This is a genomic window from Streptomyces sp. NPDC057623 (assembly GCF_042800355.1).
Lineage (GTDB): Bacteria > Actinomycetota > Actinomycetes > Streptomycetales > Streptomycetaceae > Streptomyces.
In genome coordinates, this window is record NZ_JBHVGZ010000050.1 from 62583 (window position 1) to 75696 (window position 13114).

11 protein-coding genes are annotated in these 13114 nt (G+C 71.2%); 7 read left to right on the forward strand and 4 right to left on the reverse strand.

Going from position 1 to position 13114, the window contains the following annotated elements; all coding sequences use genetic code 11:
* The first annotated feature begins 81 nt into the window (after nt 1-81).
* Nucleotides 82-1380, forward strand: coding sequence for a phosphatase PAP2 family protein (locus ACFU95_RS35690; RefSeq protein WP_383836765.1), 1299 nt, complete (start codon nt 82-84; stop codon nt 1378-1380).
* A gap of 69 nt (nt 1381-1449) precedes the next feature.
* Here the strand turns inward: ACFU95_RS35690 and ACFU95_RS35695 are convergent, their stop codons facing one another.
* Entirely contained in the window at nt 1450-1878 is a 429-nt protein-coding gene (locus ACFU95_RS35695; protein WP_383836720.1) for a DUF6174 domain-containing protein, read from the reverse strand.
* A gap of 335 nt (nt 1879-2213) precedes the next feature.
* Here ACFU95_RS35695 and ACFU95_RS35700 point away from each other — a divergent pair, with 335 nt between their 5' ends.
* Nucleotides 2214-2984 carry a carbonic anhydrase gene (locus tag ACFU95_RS35700; protein WP_383836723.1) on the forward strand — a complete coding sequence of 257 codons (771 nt, stop codon included), beginning with the start codon at nt 2214-2216 and terminating at the stop codon, nt 2982-2984.
* 100 nt (nt 2985-3084) lie between these two features.
* Here ACFU95_RS35700 and ACFU95_RS35705 read toward each other — a convergent pair whose 3' ends face one another.
* Complete coding sequence (locus ACFU95_RS35705; RefSeq protein ID WP_383836726.1) at nt 3085-3567, reverse strand: MarR family winged helix-turn-helix transcriptional regulator; 483 nt, start codon at nt 3565-3567, stop codon at nt 3085-3087.
* A gap of 118 nt (nt 3568-3685) precedes the next feature.
* Between ACFU95_RS35705 and ACFU95_RS35710 the strand changes: the two genes are divergently transcribed.
* Entirely contained in the window at nt 3686-4204 is a 519-nt protein-coding gene (locus ACFU95_RS35710; protein WP_383836729.1) for a YceI family protein, read from the forward strand.
* Here the strand turns inward: ACFU95_RS35710 and ACFU95_RS35715 are convergent.
* The gene (locus ACFU95_RS35715) at nt 4182-5900 is read right to left on the reverse strand and encodes a hypothetical protein (protein ID WP_383836732.1); all 1719 of its coding nucleotides are present in this window, start codon (nt 5898-5900) and stop codon (nt 4182-4184) included. The two genes, ACFU95_RS35710 and ACFU95_RS35715, sit on opposite strands and share 23 nt — an antisense overlap.
* A 92-nt stretch (nt 5901-5992) precedes the next feature.
* A complete protein-coding gene (locus ACFU95_RS35720) occupies nt 5993-10018 on the reverse strand; it encodes a molybdopterin-dependent oxidoreductase (protein ID WP_383836734.1) in 4026 nt (1341 codons plus the stop codon).
* Nucleotides 10019-10282: 264 nt separating this feature from the next.
* Here ACFU95_RS35720 and ACFU95_RS35725 point away from each other — a divergent pair, with 264 nt between their 5' ends.
* The 4 genes from ACFU95_RS35725 to ACFU95_RS35740 all read left to right on the forward strand — a co-directional run bounded on the left by ACFU95_RS35725 (nt 10283) and on the right by ACFU95_RS35740 (nt 12983).
* Complete coding sequence (locus ACFU95_RS35725) at nt 10283-10672, forward strand: cell division protein SepF (protein ID WP_048587163.1); 390 nt, start codon at nt 10283-10285, stop codon at nt 10670-10672.
* Between the two features lie 130 nt (nt 10673-10802).
* Nucleotides 10803-11981 carry an AAA family ATPase gene (locus ACFU95_RS35730; RefSeq protein WP_383836738.1) on the forward strand — a complete coding sequence of 393 codons (1179 nt, stop codon included), beginning with the start codon at nt 10803-10805 and terminating at the stop codon, nt 11979-11981.
* Nucleotides 11978-12304, forward strand: a complete 327-nt coding sequence (locus ACFU95_RS35735) for a nucleotide pyrophosphohydrolase (protein WP_383836741.1) — start codon at nt 11978-11980, stop codon at nt 12302-12304. The genes ACFU95_RS35730 and ACFU95_RS35735 overlap by 4 nt, the downstream gene beginning before the upstream one ends.
* A 214-nt stretch (nt 12305-12518) precedes the next feature.
* Nucleotides 12519-12983: a DUF6099 family protein gene (locus ACFU95_RS35740; RefSeq protein WP_383836744.1), complete on the forward strand. Its 465-nt coding sequence runs from the start codon at nt 12519-12521 to the stop codon at nt 12981-12983.
* Nucleotides 12984-13114: the final 131 nt, after the last annotated feature.

The following is a 13114-nucleotide window of genomic DNA, read 5'->3' on the forward strand; positions in this document are numbered from 1 at the left end:
TAATTGATAAAGATATCATCGCGGATATTCTCGCGAATAAGACGCATAAGCCCAGTCGCCGCGTGGTGTCAGCCACGGGTGATCCTGTGGGTCGCGGCGGGTGCGGTAACCGTCGGATTCCTCGTCGCGCTGGAGATGGCGGCGCGCCGCTACGGCCTGCCGGGTCCCCTCACCAATCAGCTGCAAGAGGTGATATTCCCGCCTAAATCGGGTTTCCTCCTGTACGCCAGTATGGCGTTGCTGATGGTGGTGTTCACCTGGCGGCAACGGCTGATCGCGATGGGTGCCGCGATCGGTATCGACCTCACCATCCTGTTGGTGCGGTGGGCGGCCGACATCAAGGTGACCGAAGGGCATCCCTTCGGCAACGGCGCCCTGTGGGTGATCCTGGGCTGTGCGGTCATCGCGGTCACCCGCCGCACCGGCGCGGAACGCGCCCTGCTGCTGAAGGGCGTCGGGCTGGCGCTGCTGCTGGTGGCCGGCCGCAAGACCGGTGACACCTGGCTGCTGATCACTTCGAAGACCCGCCCGACAGTGCTCGACCAGTATCTGGCCGTCGCCGATCACGCGCTGGGCAACCCGTCATGGGTGGTGGGCCGGATCGTCAGGGCCACCGCACCGGTCGGCCCTCATGTTCTCGACTTCGTCTACGTCCAGCTCGCGGTGGCCGCGGTCGTCATCGCGCTGTACCAGCTACGGCACGTGGCGGCCGAGCGCCGGTTCCCGGCCCACCATCTCGTGCGCACCTTCCTGGTGATCGGCCTCGTCGGGCCGGCCTTCTACATGATCTTCCCGGTGGTCGGACCCGTCTTCGCCTATGGCACCGGCGCCTTCGGCACCGGCGGTGGGCACTGGGCGGTGGCCAACCTGTGGCCGGAGACGGCACCGCCGCTCAGTGCCCCGCACCCGATGCCGTACGACGGGATCACTCCGCGCAACTGCATGCCCAGCCTGCACACGGCGTGGGCCGTCACGATCTTCGTTCACTCCCGCGGGGGGCCACGGATGCTGCGATTCGCGGGCGCCTTCTGGCTGCTCGCCACGCTCGGCGCCACGCTGGGATTCGGCTACCACTACGGCGTGGATCTGGTGGCCGGCGTGGTGTTCGCGCTCACCATCGAGGCGGCTCTGCGCTCGCAGGCGCGCGGCTGGGATCGATCGGGAATCCAACTGGTCGCCCATGGCGCGACGGTCTTTGCCGCGCTCCTGGTGTCCTATCGCTTTCTGCCGGTGGAAATGGCCGGCCATCCCTGGGTGTTCGGGCCGCTTCTCCTGCTGGCGATGGCTTCGGTGATCCTTGGTTTCGTACGGACCAGCAGAATGTGGGAGCCGAAGGCCGCGCCGGTGTTGCAGCCGGATCCGCAACCCGAACTGGTGTGAATCGTGTCGCGCGAAGCCGGGTCGGTTCCGCGGCCAGATGGGCTTCGAGGGAGCGCCGCCGTGATCTGATCACCGCTCGTGGCGGCCACGCCCTGCTCCCAGAACAGCCGCGCCGCCTCCCGTGAGATCTCCGGTGGGAGCCTCGATCCCGGCCGATCCGCGTCGGCCGTCGGCCGGTTCGTAGGCGGTGATGACGTAACGGGCCTCGTCGTCGATCGCGTTCTCCTCCCAGTCCAGGGAGATCCGCACCGGGTGCCCGTCGGGCGCGTACTCCGCCTCGGCCGTGTCGGCGTCCTCCCGTCGCGCCTGTTCCAGTTCGGCGAGGAGTTCTCCGATGGTCGGCACCGCGTCGGGAAGGTCCGCGACCACGCGCCGCCCGCTGTCGTCGAGGCCCGTCGCCTCGGCCACGGTGCCGTCGCGGACGGTGATCCGGAAGGTGCCGCCCGCTCGCCCTCGCTCGACCGGAGCGTGTAGGTGTACGACGCCGGCTCCCGCCATCGGTCCTGGTGGGAGGCCGGTGCCGGCTCCTCGGTGCCGCAGGCGGCGATCGCGCAGAGCGACCCTGCGATCAGTGCGGCCTTGAACACGGCGCGGGCGGTTGCGGGTGCGGCGGTCACGGCGGTCATGGCGGTCATGGAGGCAGTCCCTTCGCGTTCGGCTACCGCTGTGACGCCGGTCGCCAGGGGAACGTTCGGCCGACCGCCCTTCGACTCTCCGTGATTTGGACGCCTGCTTCTCGTGCGCTGCACCAGCCCTGTACGGGCCTTAACCACCCCTTCGCGACAGTGGAATCACTCGCCCCACCAGGGGGAACAGCAGAAGGGAAGAGCGTCATGGGTAGTGCCACACGACCGCAGCGCCGGGCGTTTCTCACCGGAGGGCTGCTGGCCTCCGCCGCGGTGATCACCGGCTGTTCGTCGAAGTCGGACACCAGCGCGGCGCCGAAGGCGACGGCGGTGGGAGCGCCTGCGACCCCCTCCGCCGCGGCGGGCGCACGGCCGGACTCTCCGTGGGCGGCCTTCGCGCGGCTGATGGACGGCAACAAGCGCTGGGTGAACGAGACGCTTCAGCACCCCGACCGTGACGCCAAGCGGCGGCAGTTCGTCGCCGAGGAGCAGAAGCCCTACGGCGTCATACTCTCGTGCATCGACTCCCGTGTGCCGCCGGAGCTCCTCTTCGACACCGGGATCGGCGACCTCTTCGTGATGCGCACCGGCGGCCAGGTGGTCGCCCCGGTGGTCACCGGTTCCGTCGAGTACGGGCCCATGACCGCGGGGACCCCGCTGATCGTCGTCCTCGGGCACCAGCGTTGCGGCGCCGTCAAGGCGGCCTACACGGCGCTCAAGGACAACAAGCCGCTGCCGGGCAACCTCCAGTCGATCGCCGAAGCCCTGCGCCCGGCGTACGAGGAGGTCTCCAAGCAGAAGCACGCGGACCCGGTGGACGCCATGACCCGCGTCCACATCACGCAGACCTCCGCCGACCTGCGGACCAACGCGGATCTCGCCCCGCTCGTGAAGAAGGGCAACCTGGCCGTGGTCAGCGCCTACTACTCGCTCGACTCGGGCAAGGTGGAGGTCCTCACGGGGGCGCCTACCGCCTGACCGGCAGCGTCACGCCGAGGCGGCGGACGGGAGTGTGGGCCCAAGCCCGCTCCCGCCCCCGCCGCCCTCCCGTCCGGCCGGAACGCGCCCGTACAGCCCGCTACTCCGGAGTGGCCTCGGCCGCGAAGTCGGGCATCAGCGCGCACATCGCCTCGCGCTGGGTGGGGCCCATGAACCGTGCCAGCGCTTCCTTGACCGTCTTGGCGAGAACCCCGGAAGCCTCCTTGAGCAGGCTCCGCGCCTTCTCGGTGAGGACGACCTCGACGCCCCGCTTGTCGCCGCAGACCGACTTGCGGGTGACCAGGCCGGAGTGCTGGAGGCAGGCGATCTGGTAGGTGAGCCGGGTCTTCGGACGACCCAGGAGCTCGGCGATCCGCGTCATGCGCAGCGCCTCACCGGGGTCCCCGGCGAGCAGGCACAGGATCAGGAACTCGTCGTGCGAGATGTCCAGCCGTTCCTTGACGATGCCGCGCAGCTCCTGCTCGACGGCCCCTGTCGCGGCCAGCATCAGCATCCAGGCGTGCAGTTCGACGGGCAGGAGTCCGTCGCCGGAGGCGGAGGGGCATTCGGGGAGGTCGGCCATGATTTCGAGTGTAGCTGTTGTTCAAAATTGGAGTATCAGCTAGCGTGGGGTCATCCAAATTTGGACGACAAATGCGGACCACCCTCGATGACGCCCCGATGCCCAGGAGTGAAAGATCATGACCGTTGCCGTCGAAACCGGAACCTGGCAGCTCGACTCCAGCGCCTCCACCGTCGCCGTCCGGCACAAGACGTTCTGGGGTCTGATGACCGTCAAGGGCACCTTCGACGCCGTCACCGGCCATGGCGAGGTGCGCTCCGACGGCTCCGCCGTCGGCACGATCACCCTTGACGCCACCTCCCTGGACACCCGCAGCGCCAAGCGCGACGAGCACCTGCGCTCCGCCGACTTCTTCGACGCCGCCCACCACCCCGAGATCACCTTCTCGGTCCGCAGCGCCGAGCTGCGCGACGGCGACGGCGTGCACATCGTCGGCCAGCTCACCGTCCGCGGCATCAGCCGCCCCAAGACCTTCACCGCCCGCCTCGTCGGCGCGGACACCGAGTCGCTCACCCTGGACGCCGAGTTCACCGTGGACCGCGACCAGTTCGGCATGGGCTGGAACCAGCTCGGCATGATGCGCGGCCTCACCACGGTCGCCGGCACGCTCCGCTTCACCCGGACCGCGGCAGCCTGACGTCGGCGCTCGACAGCGTCTGCGGTACGGCCGTGAAGGCCCGCAACCGGATCCGTACGCCCGGACGGGGGAGCCTGAACCTCCCCGTGGGCGGCCGGAGTTCATAGCGGGCCGTAGCGTGAGCGGGCAGCGTGGCCGGACCCCGTACGACCGTCCAGTACTGACTCATGCCCTGCCCCGTGGTGAGCGTGAAGTGCGGCGCGAGGGCGGCGGCCCCCGCGTTGCCGACCTCGACGTCGAGGCGACTCACGGCCGTCGGCGCCGCCCATCGCGCGGACACCACCCGCAGGCGCAGCGGAGGCGTCCCCGTCGCCGCCCACGCCGCGCTCGCCAGAGCCGGCGTGAGCAGGAGCACGGCCGCCGCGACACGTGCCGGGCGCCGGGACAGGATCCCCGGACGCGGCTGCCAGGCGGTCGCGAACTCCGCCGCCGGCGCGGTCACCGCCGCCGCCAGCCACAGCGGCGTCATCATCACGTAGTAGCCGTCCTGGGACCGCGTGGCCAGGAAGAACGCACACCACGGCAGAACGGTCGCCGCGGGCCCCAGCCGCCGAACGAACAACACGAACAGCGCCAGCAGCCCCGCCGCCAGCAGCATGCTCGCGTGGGAGTACCAGTCGAGCCGGTCGCTGCCGTCGGTGAAGTACAGCGAGACGCCGACCACGCCCTGTCCGTGGATCACCGCACCCTGCGTCAGCGGCAGCGCGACCCCCCGGATCCAGGTGCCCGGCTCGCTCACCAGGAAGTACGTGTTGACCAGCAGCCAGACCACCCCGGCGGCCCCGGCGAGCCGCGCCACCACCAGCGCCGCCGCCCGCGCCCCGAGCTCCCCGCGCCGCACGGCGTAGACCCCGGCCAGCAGGAACGGCGCCACGAACCACGGCAGTTGCTGCGCCGCGCACGCCGCCCCCAGACACGCCGCCCGCGCCAGCCCGTCCACCCCGAGCCGCCCGCCCCGCCCGAGCCGCGGCCACCGCACCACCACCGGCACCAGCAGGGCCAGCGCCACGATCGCCGGATAGCCGAGGCGGCCGTAGGACGGCAGGAACCCGAAGCCGAGGCAGGCCATGGTGGCCGCCGACCGCCACGGCGTGGGCAGCATCCGCCACAGCGTGACGGCGCCGACGATGAGCGCGGCCGTGCTCACGACCGTCGCGGGCAGGGCACCGTGCCCCAGCCACAGCAGCGGCGCCGTCAGCAGCGGTGTCAGCGGCGGATAGCCGTAGGTGAAGTCGTAGCCGCCCGTGACCGTCGGAGTGAGGGCGACGCCGTGGCCGAAGAGCCACGGCCACGGCTGCCCGTACACCGGGTGCCCGGCGATCAGTTCACGGGCGGCCTGGGTGGTGAGGATCGCCTCGTCGCTGCCGCCGTGGTTCATCGCCCACGCGCAGAGCGTCAGCGTCACGGCGGTCACCAGGACGCAACTGTCGACGCGGGCCAGCGAGCGGGCCCGCCGCACGACCAGTGCCAGCACGCCGCACGCCAGGATCGAGGCGTAGCACGCCGAGACGACGGCGGCCACGACGAGACGGTGACCGGCCGCCTGGGTCCAGATCGCGCGCGTGCCGATGAAGAGGCTGACGTCGGCGAGGAGGGTCAGGACGCGGTGCCACTGCGCCGGGGGTTCCGGGACGGCGGGCGCCGCCGAGCGTGTCCGCCGGACGGGTGTCACCGGCTGCTGTTCTGCCAACTGCACGCCACCGGACCGTAATCAGACCTGGTGAGCGGGGTGCCGCCGGAAGTGAAGAGTCCGGTGTGAGGCCGGTGAGAACAGACCCGCGGGAGCGGTCAGTACACGTCCCGCACATACCGCTTCGCCGCCGCCAGCTGCTTCACGTACGCCGCCGCCTCGGCCTCCTCCAGCCCGCCGTGCGCGACCGCGATGTCCCGCAGCGCCCGGTCCACGTCCTTGGCCATGCGCGAGGCGTCGCCGCAGACGTAGAAGTGGGCGCCGTCCTGCAGCCAGCGCCACAGCTCCGGGCCGTGCTCGCGCATCCGGTCCTGGACGTACACCTTGTTGCGCTGGTCACGGGAGAACGCGGTGTCCAGACGGGCGAGGGTGCCCTCGTCGAGCAGCTCGGTCAGCTCCTCCTCGTAGTAGAAGTCGCTCGCCCGGTGCTGCTCCCCGAAGAACAGCCAGTTGGGCGCCCGGTGCCCGAGCGCGCGCCGCTCCTGGAGGAAGCCGACGAAGGGCGCGACGCCGGTGCCCGGGCCGACCATCACCATCGGCGTCGAGGCGTCCGCGGGCGGCCGGAAGTGCGGGGAGCGCTGGACGAAGACCGGCACCTCGGTGTCCGGCTCGGCATCGGCCAGGAAGGGCGAGCAGACCCCGCCGCGCGGCCGGCCGTGCAGGTTCTCGTACCGCACGACGGAGACCGTCAGCGAGACACTGTGCGGGTCGACGAGCGGGCTGGACGATATGGAGTACAGGCGCGGCTGGAGTTTCCTGAGCACCCCGGCCCAGTCCTCGGCGCCCGCCCGCACCGGATGCTCGGCGACGACGTCCGCGGCCTGCCGTCCCCAACTCCACTGCGCCAGACCGTCCTTGTTGTCGGGCCGCAGCAGCCGGCGCAACTCCCGGTCGTCGCGGACCCGTTCGGCGACGAAGCGGAGCAGGTCCGGGGTGATCCTCGTGATGTCCAGGTGCCGGAGCAGGGCCTCGGCGAAGGTCGTGGAGCCGACGCCGTCCAGCTCCAGGGCCGTCGATCCGTCGACACCGGTGACCGCCAGCCACTCCTCCACCAGCGCGGGCGAGTTGACCGGCCGCACACCGAGCGCGTCGCCCGCCTCGTACGTCAGCGGCGTCCCGCTCGTGTCGAAGGTGAAGCGCCGCACCTCCTTGCCCGCACCGGTCCGGCTGAGCAGCCGGTTGCGGACGAGGCGGGCGGTGGCGAGGGCGGGCCTGGCACTGGCCTTCGGCTTCTCGACCGGTTTCCGGACAGCGGGCGCGTCCGTGCCGCCCAGCGCCGTGACGACCTTCTCGAGCCACGCCCCGGCGGACGGCTCGTAGTCCGGTTCGCAGTCCGTACGAGGCGCCAGGCGCACCCCGCCCAGCTCGTCCAGCCGCGCGTCGAGACGACGCCCATGGCCACAGAAGTCGTCGTACGAGGAGTCGCCGAAGGCAAGCACGGCGTACCGCACCCCGTCCAGCCGTGGGGCCTTGGCGTCGGACAGTGTGTCCCAGAAGCCCGCCCCGTTGTCCGGCGCGTCGCCGTCACCGAACGTGCTGGTGATGAAGAGGAGGTCGGCCGCGCGGGCGAGAGCGCGGACATCGGCCCCGTCCATGTCGACCACGGTGGCCCGGTGCCCCGCCGCGCCCAACCGCTCGGCGGTGGCGCCGGCGAACTCCTCGGCATTGCCGGTCTGCGAGGCCCACAGCACGACGACCTCACGGCCGTCCCGCGTGACGGGTTCCGCCGCGGTCCGTGAGTACATCCCGGCGAGCACACCGTTGACCCACATCGCGTGCTCGGGGCTGAAGGGCGCGTCCGCCGGCAGGACGGGAGTGCCGGGCTCGCCGGTCCGGATGCCGGCGAGGAAGCCGGTCAGATAGAGGCGTTCCTGGGCGGTCAGGACGGGCGGCGGGGTGGGCTCCAGACCGAAGGGACCAGCCGAGCCGGGGGTGACGGCCGTGGGCGTCAGCGCTTCCACCGGCCCCTCCGGCACAGGAGCCGCCACCTTCGTCAAGGACACCGCGCACACCTTGAACTCCGGCTGGAAGGAGATCGGATCCACCGCGTCGCTCGTCACCGCGTTGACGCTCAGATACTCCCCGAACAGGTCGTTCCAGTGGAACGGCGCGAAGGCGCCCCCCGGCCGCACCCGGTCCGTCACCACCGCCGGGAGCACCGCCCGCCCCCGCCGCGAGGCGACCTCCACCCGGTCCCCGTCGGCGATCCCCAGCTCACGCGCGTCCTGCGGGTGCACCTCCACGAACGGCCCCGGGTTCAGCTTGTTGAGCTTGGCGACCCGCCCGGTCTTGGTCAGCGTGTGCCACTGGTGCTGCACCCGCCCGGTGTTCAGGACGAAGGGGTAGTCGTCGTCCGGCATCTCGGCGGCCGGCATGTGCGGCCGCGCGTGGAACGCGGCCCGCCCGCTCGCGGTCGGGAACCGCAGCCCACCGTCCGCGTCGACGTACCGGATCGGATTGCGCTCCGGGCCGTCCGCGTCGGCGGCCGGCCACTGCACGGGCGTGGACCGCAGCCGCTCGTACGTCACCCCGCGCAGATCCCAGCCGGTCACCGGGTTCCAGGCCCGCCGTATCTCCTCGAAGACGTCCTCGGCACTCTCGTACGAGAACCCCTTCTCGTACCCCATCGCGCACGCGACCGCCGCGATGATCCGCCAGTCCGCCATCGCCTCCCCGGGCGGGTCGGTCACCCGCCGGGTCAGCGTCAGATTGCGCTCGCTGTTGACGAAGACGCCCTCGCCCTCGGTCCACATCGCGCCGGGCAGCACGACGTCCGCGTACGCGTTGGTCTCGGTCTCACCGAAGACGTCCTGCGTGACGACGAACTCGGCGGCCTCGAGACCCTCGATGACCGTACGGCGGTTGGCGACCGAGGCGACCGGGTTGGTGCAGATGATCCAGCAGGCCTTGATCTCACGGTCGGCCATCTTCTGGAACATCTCGACGGTGCCCTTGCCGACCCCGTCGGCGCGCAGTGTGCCCGGCGGCAGCTCCCACAGCTCCTCGACGAAGTCCCGCTCGGCCTCGACGAGCACGGACCGCTGCCCCGGCAGCCCTGGCCCCATGTATCCCATCTCGCGTCCGCCCATGGCGTTGGGCTGCCCGGTGAGCGAGAACGGCCCGGAGCCGGGGCGGCAGATGGCACCGGTCGCCAGATGCAGGTTGACCAGGGCGTTCGTGTTCCAGGTGCCGTGCGTGGACTGGTTGAGCCCCATCGTCCAGCAGCTCATCCACTCGCCCGCCTCGCCGATCAGCCGGGCGGCCGTGCGGATGTCGTCCTCGGTGAGGCCGGTGATCTCCGCGACGGCGGCCGGCGCGTAGTCGGCGAGGAAGGCGGGCATCTCGTCCCAGCCGTCGGTGTGGGCCGCGATGAAGTCGGGGTCGGTGTGGCCGTTCTCGACGAGCAGGTGCAGCAGGCCGTTGAGGAGGGCGAGATCGGTGCCCGGCTTGATCTGGAGGAACAGGTCGGCCTTGGCGGCGGTGGCGGTGCGCCGCGGGTCGACCACGATGAGTTTCGCGCCCGCCTTGACCCGCTCCATCATCCGCAGGAAGAGGATGGGGTGGCAGTCGGCCATGTTCGAGCCGGTGACGAGGAACACATCCGCCCGCTCGAAGTCCTCGTACGACCCGGGCGGCCCGTCGGCCCCCAGGGACAGCTTGTAGCCCGCCCCCGCGCTGGCCATGCACAGCCGCGAGTTCGATTCGATCTGGTTGGTGCGAACGAACCCCTTGGCCAGCTTGTTCGCCAGGTACTGGGCCTCCAGGCTCATCTGCCCGGACACATAGAAGGCGACCGCGTCCGGCCCGTGCTCGTCGATGATCGAGCGCAGCCGGCGGGCGGTCTCGGCGATGGCGCCGGCGATCGGGGAGGGCACCGGCTCCTCACCCCGGTCGTCCCTGACCAGCGCGGTGGTCAGCCGTCCGGGCGCGGCGAGCATCTCGGCCGTGGTCGCGCCCTTGGTGCACAACCGGCCGGCGTTCGCCGGGTGCGCCTTGTCGCCGGAGGCCTTCAGGACGGTACGCCGCCCGTCGGGGCCCATCCCGACGTCCAGCAGGATTCCGCAGCCGACCCCGCAGTACGTGCAGACCGTCCGGACCTGAGTCGGGGAGGTGGTCGAGATCACGCGCTGCCCTTCTCCGGCGGTCGGGGTGGTGAGAGAAGCGTACGAATTGCCCGTTACGCCTGTGTCACATCCCTTGATCATGAGGAGTTACGTCGGCCACACAGTCGCCGATGAGGTTGTGTGAGGCGAGGTGAGGGGGTGTGGAACGTCCGTGCAGGAGGGTTCCGTGCGTCGCGCACCGTGTCGCTGTTGGGCCGAACGGGTGACTTGGCGTAAGAATTGGCTGGTGCAGGCATTGAAGGCGAGTCAGGTCGGGGGGAGCCGGTGAACAGCCACGACGTCACCGATGAACAGTGGGAAGGGCTCGCCCAGGTGGTGCCGTTGCGCGGCCGTGACGCCTGGCCGTCCGCGGTGGACCATCGAGTGCCCCCAGAGGCGGTGACGGAGCCGCGCCGCCGGTTCGTCGTCCTGCGGGTCAACGTCTTCGCGGACGCCCGCGATGTCGCCGAGACCCTGATGGCGGGGATTCCGGTGCTGCTGGATCTGACGGGAGCGGAGACCGAGGTCGCCAAGCGGGTGCTGGACTTCAGCACCGGTGTCGTCTTCGGGCTGGCGAGCGGGATGCACCGGGTGGACCGGAACGTGTTTCTGCTGACGCCGCCCGGGACCGAGGTGAGCGGGTTGATGGAAGGGGCGGGGGTGCCGGGCACGTGACGGTGCCGGGCGCCTGACCGTGCCGTGTCCCACGGCGCTGGGAGGGTGCCCGGTGCGGGTGGTCCCTCGATCGTAGGAAGGGCGCCGGGGTGGAACGGTTCGCCTGAGCGCCGGGGCCTACGGTCCGGACATGGCCGTGTCGACGTCGTCCGCATTACATCCCGCCCGCCCCGCCCGCCTCGCCGACGAGGTGTGTCCCGGGCGACCTCAGGTCACCGAGCTGCGGCTTTCCGCGTTCGCCGGGCATCGGCGGGTCGAGCTTCCGCTCGGGGAGCTCACCTTCTTCGCCGGGCCGAGCGGGTGCGGGAAGACGACCGCGCTACGGGCGTACGAGGCGCTGGCCCGGCTCGGTGGGGGTGCCGGGGTGGGGGAGGTGTTCCCCGATCCGGTCGCGTACGTTCCGGAGCGGGCCCGGCCCGATGGGCAGCGGCGGCGTGGCTTCCGGATCGGGTGCACGACCGATGGCCCCGAGGGGCCGGTGCGGCTCGATGTCGCCGTGCAGGCCGAGCCCGGACTGCGGATCGTGGGGGAGCGGCTGAGCGCGGGCGGGCTCGTCCTGCTGGAGACGGCCCTGCGTGACCCGAGCCGGCCCTTCGTACAGGCCGCCTGGCATACGGCCGGTCAGTCGCCGGTGACGCGGGCTCCGCTGCCCGATGACCGCCTCGGAACCGCGCTGCTGCCGCTGCGGGTGGCCGGGAAGACGGACGGGCAGCGACGGGTGCTCGCCGCCGCCGAGCAGATGGTCGTGGCGTTACGGTCGGTCTTCGCCTGTGATCCCCGGCCCGAGCGGATGCGCGGGCCCGTGCCGATCGGTTCCGGGCGGTTGCTCGCCGGCTGCGACAACCTCGCCGAGGTGCTGTGGCGGACCCGTGCCGAGTGCGGGCGCCGGCATGGGCAGCTCGTGGCGGCGGTGCGGGCGGGGTGCGCGGGGGCGGTGGCGGATGTGATCGCCGAGGTGCTGGGGGACGGGACGGTGCGGGGGACGCTCGACCGGGGGGACGGGGTGCGTACGGAGCTCGGTCGGCTGGGGGACGGTGAGCTGAGGTATCTCGCGCTGTCGCTGGTGCTGCTGACGGGGCCCGGGGTGCTGGAGGTCGATCCGGTGGGGGAGGTGCCCGCGGCCATGCAGACGTTGAGTGTGCTGGTCGACGGCTTCGACCGGGGGCTGGATCCGGTGCAGCGGGGGGAGTTGGTGGGGCTGGCGGCGCGGATGTGCGAGCGGGGGCACATCCGCGTGGTCGGGGCCTTGAGTGACGCGGCGGGGGTGGCGGAGGGCGGTCGCGCGACGGTGGTACACCTGGAGGCGTGACCGAACCCCTTGATGTGGCCAAGCTCCAGCGCAGGCTGGCCGAGTTCGCCGCGGCGCGCGACTGGCAGCCGTATCACACGCCGAAGAACCTCGTCGCGGCGCTCAGTGTGGAGGCGTCCGAACTGGTGGAGATCTTCCAGTGGATGACGCCGGAGGAGTCGGCGCGGGTGATGGACGACGCCGGGACCGCGGGGCGGGTGACCGATGAGGTCGCGGATGTGCTGGCGTATCTATTGCAGCTGTGCGAGGTGCTCGGGATCGATCCGTTGGTGGCGTTGGACGCGAAGATCGACCGGAACGAGCGGAGGTTTCCGGCGCCGTAGCGGGGCTGGGGGTGGCGGGGAGGGGCGGGGGGAGCGGGGAGGGGCTTCGTCCACTTTCACTCTGTGTATATGTTCAGCTGGCCGTAGCCGAAAAGTTGTCCGCAGATTTCCGTCTTCCTCTGGCTTTTCGTCTCAGGGGCCTTCACTCTGGGTAGTGAACAAGGGAGTTCGGGCGGACGCGTGGGCAGCGCGTCGGGACAGACGGGGACTGCGGATGGACGCGGTGCGGCTGATCGTGACGGGCAGGCGGGCGCTGGCGAGGAGCAAGGGCGTCCCGGAGATGATGACCGAGGTGTGGCAGGCACAGGCTCTGGCTCAGGCGATCGGCAGTCGGCTGGCGGTCTTCGGCCCGCCTGAACTGCGGGGCGAGGCGCTGGGGTTGACGGAGCTGGCCGGACGCGGGTGCGGGGTCCTTGATACGCCGGAACTGGCGGAGGGGGAGTTACGCGCGGCCCAGCTCACGGAGTTGGGTGATGCGCGGCAGGCGTTGATGCAGTTGGGCAGCCTGCTGGGGGAGGTCGGGATCGCTCTCGTCGGGATGGCCAGTGGGGCGGATGACGAGACCACGTACTGGCAGTGCATGGAAGCGATCGACGCGGCGGACGAGTCTCGGGACCGGGTGCTGGAGATGCTGCGAAGACTTGCGGACCGGGATGAGGTGGTGCCGGAGGCGGGGTAGCTCTGCGGTGGGTGCGGGTTCGGGGGGTGCGCGTTTATGCCTGCGGCGCCTGTGCGGGTTCGGTGGGGGCTCGTGGAGCGCGGGGGCGTGAGGTTGTGGGTCGGGGCCGCGTCGGGGGGTGTCCGTCCTCG